The 20471-nt window shown below is 55.3% G+C and carries 17 protein-coding genes; 2 read left to right on the top strand and 15 right to left on the bottom strand.

The window, feature by feature from the left end; translation table 11 throughout:
• Nucleotides 1-2: 2 nt before the first annotated feature.
• The 7 genes from GQF03_RS10825 to GQF03_RS10795 all read right to left on the bottom strand — a co-directional run bounded on the left by GQF03_RS10825 (nt 3) and on the right by GQF03_RS10795 (nt 9304).
• Complete coding sequence (locus GQF03_RS10825; RefSeq protein ID WP_161339283.1) at nt 3-2060, bottom strand: flotillin family protein; 2058 nt, start codon at nt 2058-2060, stop codon at nt 3-5.
• Between the two features lie 14 nt (nt 2061-2074).
• On the bottom strand, nt 2075-2908 hold the full coding sequence (locus tag GQF03_RS10820; protein WP_161339282.1) for a phosphoenolpyruvate hydrolase family protein: 834 nt from the start codon (nt 2906-2908) through the stop codon (nt 2075-2077).
• Complete coding sequence (locus GQF03_RS10815) at nt 2895-5147, bottom strand: ABC transporter permease (protein ID WP_161339281.1); 2253 nt, start codon at nt 5145-5147, stop codon at nt 2895-2897. Before GQF03_RS10815 ends, GQF03_RS10820 begins: the two co-directional genes overlap by 14 nt.
• Entirely contained in the window at nt 5140-5934 is a 795-nt protein-coding gene (locus GQF03_RS10810) for an ABC transporter ATP-binding protein (RefSeq protein ID WP_161339280.1), read from the bottom strand. The genes GQF03_RS10815 and GQF03_RS10810 overlap by 8 nt, the downstream gene beginning before the upstream one ends.
• A gap of 15 nt (nt 5935-5949) precedes the next feature.
• On the bottom strand, nt 5950-7113 hold the full coding sequence (locus tag GQF03_RS10805; RefSeq protein ID WP_206376133.1) for an ABC transporter substrate-binding protein: 1164 nt from the start codon (nt 7111-7113) through the stop codon (nt 5950-5952).
• 106 nt (nt 7114-7219) lie between these two features.
• Nucleotides 7220-8290, bottom strand: coding sequence for a branched-chain amino acid ABC transporter permease (locus GQF03_RS10800; RefSeq protein ID WP_161339278.1), 1071 nt, complete (start codon nt 8288-8290; stop codon nt 7220-7222).
• Nucleotides 8291-9304, bottom strand: coding sequence for a branched-chain amino acid ABC transporter permease (locus GQF03_RS10795; protein ID WP_161339277.1), 1014 nt, complete (start codon nt 9302-9304; stop codon nt 8291-8293). It lies immediately after the preceding gene.
• A 550-nt stretch (nt 9305-9854) separates the two neighbouring features.
• Here GQF03_RS10795 and GQF03_RS10790 point away from each other — a divergent pair.
• The gene (locus GQF03_RS10790) at nt 9855-10520 is read left to right on the top strand and encodes a FadR/GntR family transcriptional regulator (RefSeq protein WP_161339276.1); all 666 of its coding nucleotides are present in this window, start codon (nt 9855-9857) and stop codon (nt 10518-10520) included.
• An 8-nt stretch (nt 10521-10528) separates the two neighbouring features.
• Nucleotides 10529-11230 (top strand): hypothetical protein, encoded by a 702-nt coding sequence (locus GQF03_RS10785; protein WP_161339275.1) that lies wholly within the window; start codon nt 10529-10531, stop codon nt 11228-11230.
• A 3-nt stretch (nt 11231-11233) separates the two neighbouring features.
• On the opposite strand, the gene GQF03_RS10780 is transcribed toward GQF03_RS10785, so the two are convergent.
• The 8 genes from GQF03_RS10780 to GQF03_RS10745 form a co-directional block, all read right to left on the bottom strand.
• Nucleotides 11234-12979 (bottom strand): phosphoenolpyruvate hydrolase family protein, encoded by a 1746-nt coding sequence (locus tag GQF03_RS10780; protein ID WP_161339274.1) that lies wholly within the window; start codon nt 12977-12979, stop codon nt 11234-11236.
• 194 nt (nt 12980-13173) lie between these two features.
• The gene (locus GQF03_RS10775; RefSeq protein ID WP_161339273.1) at nt 13174-13983 is read right to left on the bottom strand and encodes an enoyl-CoA hydratase/isomerase family protein; all 810 of its coding nucleotides are present in this window, start codon (nt 13981-13983) and stop codon (nt 13174-13176) included.
• Nucleotides 13984-14099: 116 nt separating this feature from the next.
• Entirely contained in the window at nt 14100-15095 is a 996-nt protein-coding gene (locus GQF03_RS10770; protein ID WP_161339272.1) for an NAD(P)H-dependent flavin oxidoreductase, read from the bottom strand.
• Nucleotides 15096-15127: 32 nt separating this feature from the next.
• A complete protein-coding gene (locus GQF03_RS10765) occupies nt 15128-16306 on the bottom strand; it encodes a CaiB/BaiF CoA transferase family protein (RefSeq protein ID WP_161339271.1) in 1179 nt (392 codons plus the stop codon).
• Nucleotides 16307-16328: 22 nt separating this feature from the next.
• Nucleotides 16329-17600, bottom strand: a complete 1272-nt coding sequence (locus GQF03_RS10760) for an acetyl-CoA hydrolase/transferase C-terminal domain-containing protein (RefSeq protein ID WP_161339270.1) — start codon at nt 17598-17600, stop codon at nt 16329-16331.
• A 140-nt stretch (nt 17601-17740) separates the two neighbouring features.
• A complete protein-coding gene (locus GQF03_RS10755) occupies nt 17741-18232 on the bottom strand; it encodes a MaoC family dehydratase (RefSeq protein WP_161339269.1) in 492 nt (163 codons plus the stop codon).
• Nucleotides 18233-18264: 32 nt separating this feature from the next.
• Complete coding sequence (locus GQF03_RS10750) at nt 18265-19140, bottom strand: HpcH/HpaI aldolase/citrate lyase family protein (RefSeq protein WP_161339268.1); 876 nt, start codon at nt 19138-19140, stop codon at nt 18265-18267.
• Between the two features lie 14 nt (nt 19141-19154).
• Nucleotides 19155-20321 carry an acyl-CoA dehydrogenase family protein gene (locus tag GQF03_RS10745; protein WP_161339267.1) on the bottom strand — a complete coding sequence of 389 codons (1167 nt, stop codon included), beginning with the start codon at nt 20319-20321 and terminating at the stop codon, nt 19155-19157.
• Between the last annotated feature and the right edge of the window lie 150 nt (nt 20322-20471).

The following is a 20471-nucleotide window of genomic DNA, read 5'->3' as shown; positions in this document are numbered from 1 at the left end:
CCTTAATCGTCCTCGCTCTTGTCCGACTTGGCCGCCTTGGCAAGGCTTTGCGCATCCTTGGCGGAGCGGAAAATATCACCCATCTTGGTCACACCCGGGTTTTCAACGCCGATTTCCCGCATCATCTCGTCGATCAGCGGCGCCTGGGCCCGGTAACGGAGCGCACTTTCAATCACTTCGTCCGTGGGAGAACGGTGACCACTGCCAGCGCTGCCGCCCAACCCATCGACATGGAGGATCTTGATGCCATCGATATTCTCCATCGGCTTGACGCTCTCGCGCACGATGCCTTCCAGCCGGTCCAGCATCTTGGACCGCAGACGTCCAGCCCGCGCATCTTCGCTAAGGATGTTTTCTGCTTCATTCTGCAACCGTTGCGCTTCCGCCTGGACAGCGGCGGTAATCTTGTCGGTTTCCGCCGCAATTCTGGCCGTATCCGCGTCCTTCTCGGCCAGCAATCTATCGACGGCGGCGATCCGCTCCGCAATCACCGTTTCGCGGATCGTTGAGACCTTCTCGGTGGCTTCGACGGCCTTGGCTTCCGCCGCTTCGGTCAGGACACGAGCATCGGCGACCGCCGTCTGCTCCTTCAAGATCAGGATCTGGCGCTCGATTTCTGCGAGCTCCAGCGCCTGGTCCCGCTCGATCTCCAGCCGTCTCAGATCCCGCTCTTTCAGGATACGCGCTTCGTCAAGGCCGCGATCCGACGCGATCCGCGCCCGCTCGAGTTCCTCCTGCGCCGAGATTTCATTTTCCTCGATCTGCTGGCGCAGGGAAATCTGTTGCGCGCGCAGCACCCGGTCGCGTTCGATGCGGGCCTTGTCGAGAACCTGTTCCTGGGCGATCCGCGCGGTCTCGATCGCCTTTTGCGCCGCTATCCTGGCGGTCTCGATCTGCTGGCCGCGTGCGATATCCCGGTTTTCCGTCTCCTCTTCCGCCATGATCCGGGCTTCCTGCAGCAGGCGTCCGGAAACAATACGCGCGCGTTCGACATCCTCATTCGCGGAAATTTCGGCCGAGTCAATTTCATGACGCTGCTGTATCTGCTTTTCCCGGATCATCCTGTCGCGGTCGATGCGGACAGCCTCCAGCTCCTGCTCCTGCGAAACGCGCATCTTCTCGATTTCTTCCTGCGCCTTGATTTCCGCCGCCTGCAAAGCCTTCTGCCGCGCGATTTCAATTTCGCGTGTTTTCTGCTCGTTCAGGATGCGAGATTTTTCTGCCTCGGCCTCCTTCTCGGAGCGGGTATGCGTAATTTCCGCCCGTTGCAAGGCCCGCATGGCCTCCAGTTCCCTCTCCTGATTGAGGCGGGAGCTTTCGCTCTCCTGCTCCAGCTTAAGAGTTTCCTTTTCCGCCTCGAGATTGCGGGCGCGGATTGCAACGACGGAGGACTGCTCGATATCATTGCGCAGCTTGCGGCGGGTTTCGATCGTCTCGATCAACTGGGTAAGGCCTTCCGCATCGAAACGGTTCGCCGGGTTAAAGAATTCAAGTGCCGTCTGATCAAGGTCGGTAATCGCCACGGCTTCGAGTTCGAGGCCGTTGCGCGCCAGCACATCGGCCGCCCGTTCATCGACGCGGGTTACAAAATCGCCGCGCTTTTCATGCATTTCATCGAGGGTCATTTCCGCGGCGACAGACCGCAGCGCGCCAACGAACTTGCCCGAAAGGAGGTCGGTCAGGGCTTCTGGCGACATGGTCTTCCTGCCCAAAGTCGAGGCCGCCGCCGCGACCGCCTTTTTCTCCTGGATAACACGGACGAAGAATTCAGCCTCGATATCCACGCGCATACGGTCCTTGGTGATGACCGCGTCTTCCTTCGTCCGGGTCACAGGAATGCGAACCACATTCAGATTGACCGGCGTCACCTCATGAATAATTGGCAGCACCAGCGCGCCGCCGTTTATCACAACGGTTTCACCGCCGAACCCTGTCCGCACGAATGCGACTTCCTTCGTTGTTCGATGGTAAAGCCAGTGAAGAAGATAGGCGACCACGGCGATGACAATGATCGCTATGATAAGCCAGAGAATTGTCGAGCCAATTACGCTGGTTGTCATTCTTTCAACCTCCCTTAACCTAAGCTCAATGCCTTGAAGGCTTGTGTCTGCTTCGTCAGCGCCACTTCCGTCGGCAACCGTTCCATGGAGGACGCGCCGTAGAAGCCGTGGCATGATTTCGCGTTGTCGAGTATATACTGCGCATCCGCCGGCATCGACACCGGTCCGCCATGGACCAGCACGATGGCCTCGGGATTGACATCGAGGGCCGCCGCCGCCCAGCGGTCAACCAATGCCGGGCAATCCTCCAGTTTGAGCGCCGTATCCGCGCCGATGGAACCTCCGGTCGTGAGCCCGAGATGGCAGACAATAATATCCGCGCCCGCCGCCGCCATGGCGGCAGCGTCCTCTTCGCAGAAGACGTAGGGTGTCGTGAACATATCTTTTTCATGCGCGAGGCGGATCAGGTCCACCTCCTGTGAATAGGACATTCCCGTTTCCTCAAGATTGGCGCGGAACGTCCCGTCGATCAGGCCGACGGTCGGAAAGTTCTGGATTCCGGAGAAACCGATCGCTTTTACCTGGTCGAGATAATTGTCAAACTGACAGAAGGGGTCCGTGCCATTGACGCCCGCGAGTACGGGGGTCTGCTTGACGACGGGCAGAACCTCACGCGCCATTTCCATCACGATCTCGTTCGCATTGCCATAGGCGAGCAACCCTGACAATGATCCGCGACCCGCCATGCGGTAACGGCCGGAATTGTAAATCACGATCAGGTCAATCCCGCCTGCCTCCTCACATTTGGCCGACAGGCCAGTACCCGCCCCGCCCCCGATAATCGGAAGTCGACGTTTTTTCATATCCTGAAATTTCTTGACCAGTTCCATCCGTTCAATACGCGGCATGACGCTTACTCCTTGCGGTTGGATGAATTTCTTCCAATGCGTGAATGACAGCCTGGGTGAACGCCGGATCATTGATATGATAGGGCGTTCGGATCAGGCGGCGTTGGGGGGTTTCCCGAAAATTAGCGGCCAGCGCTTCGAATAGCGCGCGATTGGCCTCGGGGGAATAGAAGGGCTGTCCCGGCGCATCGAGCGCCGAAACGCCACCTTCCGGGATCAGGAACCGCACTGGCCCCGTCATCCGGTTCAGTTTGGCCGCGATCCATTCCCCCATACGCGTGTTTTCCGCTGGCGTCGTGCGCATCAGGGTGATCTGCGGATTATGCTCGACGAATGTGCGGCCGCGATACCGCTCCGGCACGGTCTCCTTCGCACCGAAATTGACCATATCGAGGGCGCCGACCGATCCGACATAGGGAATGCGCGTGCGGATGAAGGCATCGAAGCGTTCTTCGGTTGCCGCGAAAAACCCGCCCATCATCATATCGCAGATTTCCGTTGTCGTAAGGTCGATGGCGGCTTCGAGAAGGCCGCTATCGACCAGTTTTTCCATTGAACGTCCGCCGGTTCCGGTCGCATGGAAGACCATGCAGTCATAGTCATCATGCAATTCCGCCGTCAATTGCTGGACGGCCGGTGTCGTCACGCCGAACATGGTGAGGCCGAGAGCGGGCTTCGCGGTTCCGGCATTGGACCGCACCGCGTTCTTCTGCGCGTCCTTCACCATACCCGAAATGGCGCTGGCGCCGTTGGCAAGGACGCGGCGGGAGATCCGGTTGAGCCCCTGTACGTCTGTGACCGAATACATCATCATGATATCCGTTGGCCCGACATACTGCCCGACCTCGCCGGAGGCGACCGTGGAAATCATCAATTTCGGCACCCCAACCGGCAGCCGCCGCATGGCGGGCGTCACAAGAGCCGTGCCACCGGACCCGCCGGCGGAGATAATCCCGCCGATACCCCGCTGGCGAATGATCCAGTTTTCGAACGCCTCCGCCATCGCGCGGACCGACTTGCCGCGATCGCCGGTAAAGACGGCCCCGGCCCCGCCCCGATGATAGGCGGCGACCATATGCGGCGGTACGTCGGCGGAAGAGGGTTTCTGTGTCGTCGAAAGATCGACTGTCCGGACCCGCAAGCCATGAGACGCAATCTGGTCGCGAATAAAATTAAGCTCAACCCCTTTGGTATCGAAAGTACCAGCCACATAGACATCTTCGCCAAGCAGGGTTTCAAGATTGACGGCGGGTTCCTTGAACAAGGGTTCGGGGACCGCATCAAACGGGCGTGTCGCTTGAGTGCCCTCCGCGGGCGGCGCCGCCCTCTCCTCCCACGCGATCCGCGACCAGCGCGTCGGCGGGGTGTAAACGGCAGTCTTTCGCGGCTCTTGCGGTGTCTCCGGAGACGGCGGAGGCGTATCTTCCGCCGGTCCGGCGTCCGGATCCGGTGCCTCGGAAGGGGCCGGCGAATGCGAGGGCGCCAACATCTCCGTCTCGTCATGAGAATGCCGCCCAACGCCGAGGAGACGTTCCTGCAACGCCCGGTCGGATGCGAGCTCGCGCGCCGGCATCACCCTGCTGATCCGGCCATTCGCCATGATCGCCACATCCTTGGAAATGGCGGTCGCCACGGAAATATTCTGTTCGATCAGGAGGATGGAGACGTCTGCCTCCGCCGCCAGCTCCGCCAGCAGTTTTTCGACCTGATTGACGATGACGGGCGCCAATCCTTCCGTCGGCTCGTCCAGGATCAGCAGCTGCGGGTCCTGCAGAAGGGCGCGCGATATGGCCAGCATTTGCTGTTCACCGCCGGAAAGTTGACCCGCGCCATTGCGCCGGCGTTCAAAAAGCCGGGGAAAGGTTTCGTAAATGCGGTCGATCGTCCAGGCGCCTCCGCCTTCGCATAGCTTCAAATGATCATGCACGCTGAGCGACGTCCAGAGACGTCGCCCCTGCGGCGTATAGCCGATGCCCTTTGATGCAATTCGGTAGGGCGGCGCTCCGGTGATATCCTCTCCCTGAAAGCGGATGGAACCGCGCCGCACCGGCAATAGCCCCATGATCGCGTTGCAGAGAGTTGTCTTGCCCATGCCGTTGCGACCGACAACAGCATGAACGCCATGTTCAAGACTCAGGTTCACCCCCTGCAGGGCATGCGACTGCCCGTAATAGACATGCAGATCCTTGACCTGCAACACGGCAGCGGAGGCCTGTCGCCTGCTGTTTCGTTCAGCCATGGCCGTCGCCTCCGTGACCCAGATAGAGTTCCTGGACTTCGCTGTCGTTCTCGATCTCCTCGGGCGTGCCCTCCTTGAAAATCCGGCCGTTATGCATCATGGTCACGCTTTCGGCGACTTTCAGAGCGACGTCCATATCATGCTCGATAATGATATAGCCGATATGCTCGGGCAGGCTTTGCAGGATATCAACAAGCAGAGTCCGCTCTGTTGGGGATAAACCGGCCGCCGGTTCATCAAACAGGATCAATCTTGGCGCCCCGGAAAGCGCGAGCGCGATTTCAAGTTGGCGTTGCTGCCCATAGCTTAGTTCCGCGACCGGTTTGTCTTTCACATCATCGAGATGCACCGCCTCAAGCAGGGATTCCGCAAGCTCTAACGAGCTGTCATCCCGTTTCGGGCGTCGCAATGAAAATCGCCCGCGAGTCACTCCCCGGCAAGCAAGAAAGGTATTGTCCAGAACACTCAAACCGTTGAACAGCAAAGAAATTTGATAAGTACGACGAAGGCCGCGACGGATCCGCTCATGACTTGGCATATCCGTCACATCCTCGCCAAACAACCGGACGCGGCCGGTTGTCGTCGGGAAGTCTCCCGTTATCGCGTTGAACAACGTCGTTTTCCCGGCGCCATTCGATCCCAGAACCGCGCGCCGCTCTCCTGCCTTGACAGTCAGATTGACATCCGCCAGAGCCACCAGCGCGCCGAAATGGCGGCTGACGGCTTCAAGCTCCAGCGCGTACTGGCCGGTGCTTTGAAGGCGGGAGAGAGCGTCGGTTCCGGGCATAGTCCTCAGCTTTCCTTAGTTACAAGCCGGGTTTTCACGCCCAACTTGCCCATACTTCAGGAACTCTTCGTATGAAACACCCAGGGTCTGATTGACCTGCGGGATCACCTTGATGGTCTTGTTCAGCAAGTTGCCGTCCGGCCCTTCGATCACTTCCGTGAGGAAGATATCAGCAATCGCATTGCGCCGTTCGTCTACGCTGACCATCCCTGTCGGTGTTTCAAATGACAGTTTGGAAAGCGCTTCGCGGAACTTCTTTTCGCCATCGGACAGATCCCCATTGACTTCATTGAGGGCCAACAGTGCTGCCTTTGTATTGATGTAATAGGCATGAGCGAAAAGGGACGGTGACGGAAAGCCGTCGGGGAACGCCTTCTGATAGGCGGCCACGAATTCTTTCCAGCGCGGGTCGTCCCACGTATCCGAAACCGGACCGGCGGACGGCGTGCCAACGACAAATTTCCGTGCCTTACCCTTGGAGCCCAGAACACTCTGGTCCACGGTGATGGAGCCACCGATCAGCGGAAGATCGCCGCCTGACTGCTCATACTGGGTCAGGAAGTTAACCGCATCCGCGCCGCCAAGGGCAACGAAGATAGCATCCACGTCATCCGGCAATGCCGCAATCACGGAAGAATAATCCTTGTTGCCGATCGGTACCCAGAAACGGGCATCAATCGCTGATTTTCCGCCAAGACGGCAGAAAGGCTCCAGGAATCCGAACACCTGGGTATAGGGGAAGGAATAGTCTTCCGCGAGAACCGCAACGTTGCGATAGCCTTTTTCATTATAGGCATATTCGCCAAGACCGGCCATCCATTGCGCCCCTTCCGTGCTGAAACGGAAGAAGTTTTCCGCGGGGCTGCGCAGTGTTGTATCCTGAGCGGCGGAAGAGCCGTTCAGGAAAGTGACGTTCGGCTGGGTCTTGGCGTAATCCTTCACCGCCAGACCTTCGGAGCCGGAAAGCGGGCCAATGACAAGCTGTACGCCGTCCTGCTCTACCAGTTTACGGACCGCGCGGATGGCACTGTCAGGCGAGGCGTCGGAAGATCCGGTAATCAGCTCGATCTTCTTTCCACCCGCTGTATAATTGAATTCTTCCAGTGCCAGCTTGACGCCGCGTATGCCATCTTCACCAAGAACAGCAAACGCACCTTCCAGTGTCGCTAACGCTCCCATTTTGATGTCATCCGCTGACGCGATCGCAGGGCCGGTTAGTGACAACGCTATAGTCGCCGCCAATAAATGCCTTAATTTTCCCATAGCTGTAACTACCTCCTGTTATTCAGTTTTTCTTCAACGATCCAGTGCTGGCCGGATCGTCTGTGTTTACGCGTTCCGCTCCCAGCAGCGCGTTTCCTCTGAACCGCACCTTGTTACGGAAACGGTTCCAAAGTCCAAGTAAGCCATCAGGCGAAAACAAAACGACGAGCAGGAATGCGATTCCGATCACCATATTGAACCGCTCCCTGTCGATCAGGTCGATGGCGAAATTCTCAAGCAATACAAAGGCGACAGCCCCAAGGAATGGGCCGATCGGATGGCGCATGCCACCGACAACGGCAATGACAAGGATATCGATCGCCACGTCGACGCCAATGGTTCCGGGCGAAACCCGGCCATTGAACCAGACAAGCAGGATGCCGGCAAAGCCCGCGATAATTCCGGCGAAGAAATAGGCGACGATCCGATGCAGCGTGACATTAAATCCGAGCGCCCGCATGCGCCGCGGATTGTCACGGATCGCCTGCAGGGCTAGCCCGAATGTCGAGCGCGAGCCGTAATAAACCGCGCCGAAAAAGCCGACAGCAATCGCGAGCGTGAGATAGTAAAACGGCATCGGGTCCCGCCAGTAAATACCGAAAAGCGTTGGCGGCTCGACCCCGGCGAACCCGGAGAAGCCATTGAACAGCACATAATTCTGCCGCACAAAATAGAAAAAGGCGACGGCGACGGCGAGGGTGATCATGATCGTGTAGATACCTTCCGTCCGCACGGAAACGGCACCGATGAAGGTACTGAATAGCGCGGCGCTCAACACCGCAACGATGACTGTCAGCCACCAGGGCCAGCCAAGCCCCATCACCCCCATGCTGTTGTCTCCGAGGATCGCGACCAGATAGGCCGCGAAACCGGCGACGGTGAGCTGTGCGAGGCTCACCATGCCACCATAGCCGGCCAGCATCATCAGCGACAAAGCGATGGTTCCGAGAATGAGCGAATAGGCCCCGATCTGAAAGATGAAGAAGTCCGATGCGAAGCTGGGATAGGCGAGCAAAAAGACGGCGGTGACAATCACTGCCGGATGAATATCGGAAATCGAGAAAGAACCGGAAAAGAGACGTCGTCCGTTCATTTATTGCCGTCCTCCCATCAAACCCTGCGGCCGTACCGCGAGGACAACCACCATGATCAGGAAGGTCAGCACGACGCCGTAGGTCGGGAAATACGCAAGCCCGAACTGTTCTGCGAGCCCGATGATCAGCGCGCCAATCGCCGCGCCGACAATTGACCCGAGCCCGCCAACGATGACCACCACCAGTGATGCAAGCAGATAACGGACGTCTTCGCCCGGTGCGACAGAGAGCGCCGTTCCGCCGATGACGCCGGCAAATCCCGCCAGTCCCGCGCCAATGGCGAAGACCAGAACGAAAACCAGTTGCACATTCACACCCGTCGCGGCGAGCATGTCCCGGTCGTTGACACCGGCGCGGATCATCATGCCGATGCGCGTCCGGTTGAGAAAGATCCAGAGGCCAACGCCAACAGCAACGGCGACGGCGAGCACGACCAACCGGTAAACGGGATAGGTGATATAAACCGCTGTACCCGATGACCTGATGACGGAAATAATCGGCAGGCTCGTCGCGCCGAACAGCCAGTCCGGCGGTGAAAACTGATAGGTCGTGCCGGTCCAGATGGCCAGCATTGCGTCCGCGGCGATAATCGAAATGCCGATGGTCACCAAAGTCTGGCGCAGATCGTCGCCGGCCATGCGGCGGAAAATCAGTATCTGAAGCAGGATACCACTGATGGCCACCGCAATGAAGGCGACCGCCAGCCCCAGAAACCAGTTACCCGTCCGGTCGGCGACCTCATAGCCGATATAGGCGCCAAGCAGGTACATCGATCCGTGGGCCAGATTGACGTTTCGCATAAGGCCGAAAATCAGCGTGAAGCCGCTGGCAACGAGAAAATACAGGCCGCCCAGGGTAATGCCGTTCAGCAGCGTGTTTACGAAGGTTTTCTTCCGGCCCATGGCGTCAACCAGCCAGTCCGGCCAAACCGTGAAAATCATCCACAGGAAGATCGCCGCAATCAGGAGAATAACGATTGCCCAGAAAGTATGACGTTCGGCAAAATTTTTCATGGATTCCTCCATGCAAAATTTGCCCGCTGATTACAAAGCAATCTTTGAAATCTGTTCATCAAACTGTAATTCCGCAAAGCGTCCGAACCGACCCGGACGTTATTCTCTGTTTTTTATTTTTCTCGGTCCGCCTTTTTGGCCGACCGTATCTGCTGATTTTTCAACGCTGATGACTTAACCCTGCCCCATACCGCGTGAACTGCGCAATATGATAGTTTTTTAGATTTGGGTAAGTTTGGGTAATTTTTTTGGTTAAAATACGAATCACAGTTTTCTTATGTTCTCCGCCATTTCCATTTTTTCCCACAATTTCCCCTTTTGACCTCCAGATCATTGCAATGGGCGCTGATAATCTCTCTTACATGGCGGACTCACGTCCACCCTCCAACCAATAACAATCCAATAAATATAATTGGCGTCAAATTTTTTGGCTAAAAGTTATTTTTATGAATAAAATCAATATTATACTTTACAAATAAATTCATACCAATTTGAAAATTGGTATGCTATAAAGTACAAAATACGGCTTCCAGAAAAGAATCGAGAAAAAATGTCGTCGAAAACCGCGACCGTGGACGAACTCAGAAATCTGATACGCACCTCTCAGTTCCCGCCACAATCAAAACTTCCCTCTGAACGGGATCTTGCGGCGCAGCTCCGGGTATCCCGCTCGACATTGCGCTCGGCCATGGGGGCGCTCGAGGCCGAAGGGGAAGTCTGGCGACATGTTGGCAAGGGAACCTTTGTCGGCAAACGGCCACCGGAAGGGCGAGAGGTTTTTCCGCTTCCCGCCGACCTTACCAATCCGACGGAAGTCATGGAGGTCCGGCTGATCCTGGAGCCCCAGATCGCCGATATGGCCGCCCGGCGGGCGACGATCAACGATATATCCTTCATGAAGCAATGCCTTGAAAAAGGCGAAGCTGCCAAGGATACCGCAACCTATGAAATGTGGGATGGGGCGCTGCATCGCGCCATTGCCGAGGCCGCGCGCAACACTTTATTGCTGGCGCTTTTCAGCGCGGTTAACGCCATACGAGAACATGCGGTCTGGGGACAGCTCAAGGAGGCGACGCTGAATGACCAGCGGCGACGGCGCTATTCGATGCAGCACAAAAATCTCGTCCGGGCCATCGAGCGCCGGGACGCCGTCGATTGTCAGCGGCTGATGCGCGAACATTTGGCAGCCGTCCGCGACGACATGCTGAATATTTGATTTCGGAAATGGAAACCGGAACAACGATCGAATTGATGGGATGGCGGATCGGGCTGCGCGCTGCTGTTGACACCGCGCAAAAGCAATTTCCCGAGTTCATTTTGACGGAAGCGCCACGGTTTCAGCACGGCAATATGCCGAACGAGGTCAGCTTGTTGTTGCCCACGAATGCCGGGATAAAGCGCCTCATCGACGCGGTAATCGACAAGGCTCATTTACATCCGGATGGCATGCTCGGCCTGTTTCTCGCAGACCCTTTCCTCAATTTGCCGCTGGAGCTTGCCCGGCTTGCAGATACTAAGATCCGCTGGGCAACCAACTTGCCAAGCGTTGGCCAGCAGGATACGGACTTTGAGCAGCAGCTAACCGACGTCGGATTGGATTTTTCCCGGGAGTTGAAAAAACTCTCGGAAATCAAATCATATGGCTACAGAATTGCAATCGTCGTTGCCGACGCGGCAAGCGCAAAGTCGGCCGCGGCGCTGGAACCGGAGGCGATGATAATCCTGCCGCGCATCGCCGATTTTGCTGCAGGATTTCCCTCCTTGCGTCAACGGCGGTCAATGGCGCTGGACATATCTCTGGCCCTTGAGGCGACCGGCTGGACCGGGGCTTTGCTGGGGCTGGGAGAGGCGACGGAACTGGATCATGAGCGGCAATGGCCGGAGCCTCTCGACGGGCTGGTGTGCCGTCCGCAAATTCTCGGATAGAAGCTAACCGGAAAGCTCGTATTTCCGAATTTTATTATAAAGCGTTTTGCGCGATATCCCGAGCGCCTCGGCGGTTTTCGAGCGGTTGAAACCGTTTCGCCAGAGGGTATCTACGATCAGATCCTTTTCCGACCGGCCCTCACGCTTCCGGCTGTCCGGCTTTTCCGACCGAAGCAGGGGCGCCAGTTCTTCAGGCGACACGGTGCTTGTCGGCGCCCGCCCCACCAGCGCCCCCAGAACCATATGCAGCTCCGCTTCATTTCCCGGCCATTTATGGGCGCGCAAATTGAGCATCGCGAGAGGTGAAAATTCCGGGCCTTTTTGATCGTCCAGAAATTTAGCAATCAGCAGGGGCAAATCGCCAACCCGTTCGCGCAAAGGCGGAAGACGCAACGTCCAGCCGGCCAGCAACGACACAAGCTCCGGCTCCAGTCCGGCATGTGTCAGGTCTTCATGCAGACGGTCCTCATCGACGATGAGATCGGATTGAAAGATTATCCGGGGCTTGATCTCGAGGGACCGGCGGGACCCGGCGACCCGAAAAATCCCGTCACGCATCGCCCGCGCCAAACGGCGTTGAAGAGCGTTCGTCAGGCGTTCAGGCGCATGAATGACAATCATATCCACCGATGGATCCGCCAACAAAGGTGGCCTCGACGATGTTGTATCCCGATGTCCGAACAGCACATTTCGGGCACGCGCCGGCAAGTCCTGCTCGGCAACGTCGATCCGGACCAAGTTGGCTGATCCCTTCTTTAGACCCGCAGGGTTGGCCAACGCGCGCATGGCGGGGGCGGTATTCTGTCCGGGCTCAGATACGATCAGCACCGGATCGCGCGCGGCACCCAGGGCGCGAAGCCTTCTTAAACATAAAAGAAGAGCGTCGGAGGTTCCGACAAACCCGTATTGTTCCGACCAGGCGAAAAGAGTCCGGTTTTCCGCGTCGAGACGGTTGGGACGGACACTGGCCTGACGGAAGCCGTCGATGAGACTGGCGACCGAGGATTCAAGTGGCAGCCTGTCAATCGTCGAGCCCCCTACATAGCCATCAAGCGGCGCAAGCCGCAGAACACGGGACAGATCCTCCGGCGTCGCAATGGGACCGCCCTCAAGAAGAAATCTTGTTTTGGGATTGATGCGTTTTACAAGGCGGCCTATCTCGCGCGCCTCCGTTGCGACCTCCTCAATTGACGACCGGGTCCGATGTCCCAGTATTCCTCCCGCATTCCAGCCGATATTCAGGCAAATCAGCGCAATACCGGCATCAGCAGCGAGCCGCGCCTGAGTCCGCGACGCACAATAGAACATCGACATCATCCCGGCATCCTGCACGGCCTTTAGCTGGGCGACCTCCTGCTCAATTCCGCGGCCGGCCCTCGACAAAATCTGCTGCATGGGCCGGGAGTAGTGCATGCAGCTTGGGAAATTCACCGCGCCGGCGAAGCCCGAACGGGCGATTTCCGCCGCCTGCCTTACGGGATCGAAATCGACGCCCCAGACATTGACGCCAAGCAGAACAGGAATTTTGCAAAGCGGCAGCAGCTCATCGCGGGCAAATCCGAGCGTAAGCGCATCGACATTACGGACGGGCAACATGCTTGAAATTGACGGAACACCCATGTTCCGAAGGCGCCCGGCATTAATCGCCAGTAAAAAATCCGCTCCGCCCTGCTCCGCGGCAACTGCGTTGCTGCCCGAACCAATGGCGGCGCCGATCAGGAATCCCCTGCTCAAACCGTCAGTCGTCACTCACACTCACCCCCGTTCGCATAAATGGGATTGTCACTTTACCATAGTGGCGGGAAAATGTGTCAGAGTCCTGTCGCTGTTGATCCTTAGAGTCGTCAATCGACGGCATCGCGACAAGGTCACTGCCACCTTTTTGCCTCAACAATATCATTGGCATATCCAGTAGGAGACGACAGGACCGAACGAGCCGCAACCTAAAGGGGGCAGTCTTTCCGAAATTCAGGCTTGCGTTTCTCGCGGTGGGACGCGACGCCTTCCTTTACGTCATCTCCCATGAATCCAAGCATTTCAAGCGCTGTCGATGCATCGAAGATTGGGCCTGCCTGACGAAGCCAGTTGTTCAGTGAATATTTTGTCCAACGGATCGCACTTTGGGATCCATTGGCAAGGTCCATTGCGATTTCTAAGGCCGTTTTCTGTAATTCTTCGTCTTCAACACATAAAGAAACCAGCCCTATACGCTCAGCTTCCTCACCTGTAACGGCTTTGCAGGTCAGCAAGTAATATTTGGCTTTCGCCATGCTGCACAGGAGCGGCCAGACGATTGCGGCCACATCGCCTGCCGCAACACCCAGCCTGGGATGGCCATCGACAATTCTGGCGCGTTTTCCGGCAATAGAAATATCCGCAAGAATCCCGACAACCAGACCGGCGCCGGCCGCCGGGCCATTGATGGCAGAAATAATGGGCTTATTGCAGTTGATGATGTTGTAAACAAGGTCCTTGGCTTCCTTCCAGGTTTTCATAATCTCATTGAAATTGCCTGTCATATTCTCGATCATCCCGAAGTCACCGCCCGCAGAAAATGCCTTCCCCTCCCCCGTTACGATAACGGCATTGATATCCGGATCACGGTCGATGTCTCGCCACACATCTGTAATTTGAGTATGCGTTTCAGCATCCACGGAATTGTAAGTTTCCGGTTTATTAAAGGTAATTCTCAAAACACGATCAGCGGGATAATCGAACTTTAACTTATTGTAATCAGAGTAGCGGTCGGTCATTTGCTTTCTTTCTTTTCTATCAAGTCACCGTGACGATGACATCGTTAATACGATATTTGACTATTCAGTTATTGTCATTTGGTCGCGTTGCAGAAATGGCAATTTCACTTTCGGGTCTAAGACGAGGAAACCTCGTCGACCAACCGCGCAGCATCAGACATATCTGACGTCTCGCAGGCCGCGACATATTCCCTCCGCAAGCGCCTTACGAGATTTGCCACGGTCGGAATATCTTCTATGAGATCTATGCCCTGGCCCGCGCTCCAAATCGTCTTCCAGGGTTGAGCCCCAACCGGTAGATGGTCATGCCCGATACCTCTACCCCGCGGTTCAGGCAGGCTGTCCGGATCGAGGCCGTTGCGGCGGATTGATTCTTTCATCCAATTTGCCGGCACGCCCGCAACCCTGCTTGTATAGGTCAGATCAGACGACGTCTGAGAGACAAGCAACTGTTTATATTCATCGGGAGCCATAGATTCCTGCGTTGCGATAAAGCGGGTGCCCAGATAAGCCAGATCCGCTCCGAGAATTTCGGCCGCCCGGATTGTCGCTCCGTCAGAAACAGCTCCGGCTAGAACGATCGTTCCTTCAAAAATTGCCCGGACTTTGCGAATTAACGTGAGATGGCTGATGGTGCCGGAGTGACCTCCGCCGCCCGCACCGATACAAATCAACCCTTCAACACCCGCGGCAATTGCCTTTTCAGCAAAGCGTATATTCGTAACATCATGAAAGACTTTCATACCCATGTCATGGGCGCGACGTGCCAAAGCTGTCGGATCGCCTGCCACTGTTATGATAATCTCAACTCCATAACGCTTACAGATATCCAGAAGTAATGGTAGTTCAGTCTCTGGAATGCGCGTCGTCAGATTTACGGCAATCGGCCCGATCCGGTCGGGTGTTTGGGCCGTATAAGCTTCAAGATCACGTCGTATGTCCCTTAACCAGACTTCGAATTCTTCAACCGTCCGCGCATTCTGGCGCGGCAACGCTCCGATCAGGCCCGCCTTGCACGCTTCGCGCACCAAGTCGGGACCGCTAACCAGAAACATCGGCGCACAAACGGCGGGGAGTACAATCGATTCCCGTATTTTTGCATCCAACGCCATGGTGCCCTCATCTCTCCTTATTGAAATCGAAATTAATGCGGTGTTGAGGTAATGCCGCGTTCAAACAGGTTGTTGAGTTCTTTTTCATCCATAACATTTTCTAGAATTTCGCGCGAATGCTCGCCGACCTTTGCCACGGCATTTGATCGCGTCGGGCGCTTGCCATCGAAGCGCCAGGGAAGCCGGACTAAGGGTAAATCATCTGTCTGCTTGTCGAAAAGCTGAAGCCAATTTGCCTGGGAACTGCTAACCATTTGAGATATCGTCAGGACAGGCGCATGAGGAACATCCGACCGGCCCAATCGTTCTTCGAGTTCATTCAGCGTGTATTTCGAAAATTCGCTTTGAAGCAGACTTTTAAGCTGCGAAAAATTTTCCATTCTATCGTCATAGGTTAAGTAAAGTGGATCATTCGCGAGCTCCGGCAAATCAATTGCTTCCGTAAGCGATCTCCAGAACTTTTGCGAGGAGGACATATGGAGGGTAATGGACTCACCACTCGCAGTTTTTAAGCAGTAACTCTGCCCCTGCGGCAGTCTGCTGCCGCGTGTCGGATCGTCCCCCAATTCATGCATTTGCGTTACCGCATCGACGGTTAGAAGAGAAACGGCTTCAAATATCGAGGTTTCGAGATTTGTCCCCTGACGTTCCGGGTCGCGCTCCCTACCAAAAAGAGCCGCAATAATTCCCATTGCCGTGCCGATGGCCGTCGTCATATCCGCAAGGCAGGTTCCCGAGGATTGAGGGTTCCCGGCGTCACTCAGAATTGAATATAACCCGCCCATGCTTTGGCCGATCGAGTCGTATGCAGGCCGGTCACGAAGCGGCCCGCCGCTCCCGAACCCGGAAACAGACGCATATATAATGGAAGGATTTACGGCGCGGCAGTCGTCCGCTCCCAGCCCCAGGGAGGCCATTTTTCCGGCCCGATAGTTTTCCAGGACAACATCGAATTCCGGCAACATGGATTTCACGATCTCTACGCCCTTGGGGTCCTTTAAATTCAGGGCGAGACTTTTCTTGCCACTGTTATACTGGACGAAATAGGGACTTTGATCATCGACCCCGCGTCGAAACGCCTCGCCAACATCGACCGGTTCGATTTTGACGACTTCCGCGCCCAGCGCACACAGAATGGAGCCAGCATAGGGTGCAGAAATATATGCTCCCAGTTCAAGCACCCTAATTCCAGCTAGCGGTTTTTCGTTCATTTTACGTCTCCCTGGACTTTCTTCAAAGTGTTTGAAACATCTTATGGGCCTCTCTTTCGAGACCCTCTCGAAATTTGGGGTGGGCAATCGCACATAATCTTTCGGCCCGTTGTTTGAGAGTGGTGCCTCGAAGTTCAGCGGAACCCCACTCTGAAACAATGATATCAACATCCACCCGTGGTGTTGTGACGATTCCGCTCTCGATCCGATTAACAATTCGGCTGACAGAGCCGCCACGCGCAGTTGAGGAGACCGCGATGATCGCGCGACCGCCTTCCGAAAGATTAGCTCCCCGTGAAAAGTCAACCTGACCGCCAACGGCACCCAGGTAACGATTTCCGATTACTTCGGCATTTACCTGCCCTGTTAAATCTACTTCCAGGGCGGCATTCACGGCGTAAAAATTCTGCAACCGAGATAGGACACGAATGTCATGGGTATGGGACGTGGGCGCAAGGCGTATTGAAGGATTCTCATGAGCATAATCGAATAGTTTTCGGGTACCGAGCAGGAAGCCCGCGATCGAAACGCCCTGATCAAACGGTTTGAGTGAATTGTCAATCACACCCTTTTTAATCAATTCTACGGCCACATCGCCGATAACACCCGAGTGAAGCGCCAAATTTTTATGCCCGGAAAGGGCCTCCAGAACCAGATCCGGTATGGTCCCGATGCCGATCTCAATCGTTGCGGCGTCAGGGATAAATTCCGCGACGTTGCGAGCGAGCTTTAAATCGTCTTCAGTAGGCGCCGAAGACCCGAGAGAAATAGGTTCCCGGGAAGTTCTGACGATGACGTCGGGCACTATGTCCTCTGGTAACTCGGCGCCACATGTCCAGGGCACCCGGTCACTTATTTCGGCGATGACAACACGGGCGCGTCGGGCGGCGTCAATCATGTAATCGTTCACCAACCCGGTATTATAGCGCCCATTTCGCGCCTCACCGAGCAATAGAAAAACGACGTCACTTGGCAATGACCCTCGGGCAAATAGCGGCGCCAATTCGGAATAATTTGCCAGGATAACTTCCGCCGCGCCAGCCTCAATAATCGACTTGTTGGTGCCCGCGCCGCAGTAAGTCAGGAATTTAAGGTGATCGGCATGTTCTGCCGAAAAAGGGGATTGGTACAAGGGGCCGATAAACACATTTACCTGACCGAGATTGTCGCGTTGATCGATGAGCGCCTGCGTGAGTACAATTGGTTCGGCAACGCCCTGCCCCACAACGATTGTATCGCCGGACTGAATATATTTTGCCAAGTCCAAATTGTTGATGGATTGGTATTCGCTCACATCAATCTCCACGCACTAGGCTAACTCTCATGTCTATAGCAACAATCTCCGCTGGTTCGGACGCGAGCCAGGCAATAATCGGTATTTATTCGAAGATATCCACCAAATTATTGGCCTGGCCAGCGAGCCAGCCTGAATGGTTAGCTGGCGTCAGAGCGCGAACTGCGCTTCAGCATTAGTCCCGTCCGCCGCAATGTAACAACGACTTCGTCGCGCTGATTGTAGCCCCTTGTTTCAAACTCGACGATACCGGTATCAGGGCGTGATTTGGATTCCCGTCTGCCAATCACCTCTGTTTCGACATGGATTGTGTCTCCAATAAAAACAGGGTTTGGAAATTTGATTTCCGTAAATCCGAGATTGCCCAAAGTTGTACCGAGAGTCACATCATTGACCCCGACGCCACAAACAAGCGCCAAGGTAAACATGCTGTTTACAATGCGCGTGCCCCACATGGTGGTCTTCGAATATTCTTCGTCTGTATGAAGCCATGCGGAATTGTAGGTCAACGCACTGAAAAACAGGTTATCGGCCTCACTTACAGTTCTGGTGATCGAATGCTTGTAGACATTACCCGGTTCCAGTTCTTCGTAGTATTTACCGGTGGTAAGTTCTTCATAATTTACAGGCATTTCCAAATTCTCCTTATTATTCTTTAACTGGTTTAGTTTTCCAACATCTCGGACAGAGCAATTATCTCCTTGGCCGTTTTGACATGCGCAATATCAATATGCTCTCCATCGTAGATCACCGATGCACGGCCTTGCTCCTGCGCCTTTTCAAGCGCGTCGATCATTCCCTTGTAGTAGTTGATCTCTTCTTCCGTCGGGCTGTAGCTCTCGTTGACGATTGCTACATTGGAAGGATGCAGTACGAGTTCCCCACTCATGCCAAGCGCCCGGTCCGCCCTGGAGGCCTTTCGCAATCCCTCCAAATCAGCGACCTGTTGCCAGACCCCGCCAATAGGAAGTTTTCCTGCCGCCCGCGCCGCCATCACCGCGCGTGACTTGAGATAGAGTGTTTCCGTGCCTTCCGGCGACCACAGATATCCCAGCGCCCGGGCAACATCGGCGTTTTTCGCGGTGGCGCCGACAATTGCCGGAACACGCGGATGCTGCGCGATCTCGAAAGCCATTTGACTGGCCCGCGCCGTTTCAAGTAAGGGAATGACGCGTGTTTTCCCTATTTCCATGCCATAACGCATTTCCGCTTCGGATAGCATCATGTCGACGCTATGGACATCTTCCGGCCCGATCGGCTTTGAGATAAAAATTCCCTCAAGGCCGTCTTGCACGATGGCAAGCAGGTCATCGAAGTCATACATATGCGGACTGCGGTTGATACGGACATAGACACGCTGTCCTTGATCCGCGAGCCAACCGATTTTTTTAGATACGATTTTTCGGGCTTCTTCTTTTCCCTCGAAAGGAACGCTATCTTCCAAGTCAAGGATCAAGGCATCGGCGCCTGATTTTACTGATTTTTCGATCCACGATTCTTTGTTGCCTGGAACAAAGAGAAACGACCTTACCGGCTTCATTTTAGTTCCCTCCCTCAGTAGGATTTCGGCAGACCCAGCTTTTTCTCTGCGATGTTACAAAGAATGAGTTGCGGACTGACGGGGGCGATATAAAGAATCATTACTTCCCGGAGGAACCGTTCGACGTGGTATTCTTTCGCATAGCCATATCCGCCATGCGTCAGGATCGCATTTTTACAGGTTTCAACAGCCGCTTGCGACGCAAGCAGCTTCGCCGCGTTCGCCTCGGACCCGCAAGGCAATTCTTGGTCATATAGCTTGGCCGCATGAAGCATCATAAGATTAGCGGCTTCCAGATTGGCCCAGTTTTGCGCCAGCGGATGCTGTATGCCCTGGTTCATGCCGATCGGGCGACCGAATACGACACGGTCTTTTGCGTATTGTATTGCGCGTTCATTTGCCGCGCGCGCTATGCCGACGGCTTCAGCCGCGACGAATACCCGTTCCGCATTCATTCCGTGGAGGATGTATTTAAAGCCCTGCCCTTCTTCGCCAATCAGGTCTTCCGCCGGGATGGGCATGTCTTCAAAGAAAATTTCATTGGTATCAACCCCCTTCCGACCCATTTTGTCTATTTCTCGGATCGTTACGTAGTCCCGGTCCAGTTTCGTATAAAAAATACTCAAACCTTCTGTCGGGCTTCTGCATTCTTCGATGGGCGTGGTGCGGGCGAGAAGCAATATATTGTCAGCGACCTGCGCCGTCGAAATCCAAACCTTCTTTCCGTTCACGACATAGCGATCTCCATCGCGTAAAGCGCGCGTTTTGAGCTTGGTCGTATTAAGGCCTGCATCAGGCTCAGTAACACCGAAACAGGCCTTGACCTCACCTCTAATTAGCGGCGGGAGCATGCGTTGCTTTTGCTCTTCAGATCCGAAGATGACCACGGGTTGAAGGCCGAAAATGTTCATATGAATTGCGGAACATGCCTGAGCCGCGCCACCGGATTCGGCCACAGCCTGTAAAAAGACGGCTGCATCGGAAATCCCCAGACCGGAACCTCCATAGGCTTCAGGCATAGCAATGCCAAGCCAACCGGCATCCGCGACCGCCCGATAAAATTCTTCCGGGAATCCTCCCTCTCTATCTCGTTCAAGCCAGTAATCCAAGTCAAACTGGCGGCATAATTTCAGCGCTGCCTCGCGGATTTCCAGCTGTTGTTCACTTAGGGTGTTTTCCATAACAGAGATCCATATTTACATTTATTTATTTAATTTCAGTATCTTAGGGACATACAGGTCAGCTAGACAAAACGGAGCAACCGAACACGCGGCATTCATCTGATGTCGCGATCAACCCTCAACCCCAAAGTTGCACGACAAGCTAAGATG

The sequence above is a fragment of the Sneathiella chungangensis genome (assembly GCF_009882935.1).
GTDB classification, from domain to species: domain Bacteria; phylum Pseudomonadota; class Alphaproteobacteria; order Sneathiellales; family Sneathiellaceae; genus Sneathiella; species Sneathiella chungangensis.
This window is presented reverse-complemented; position numbering and strand designations above follow the sequence as displayed.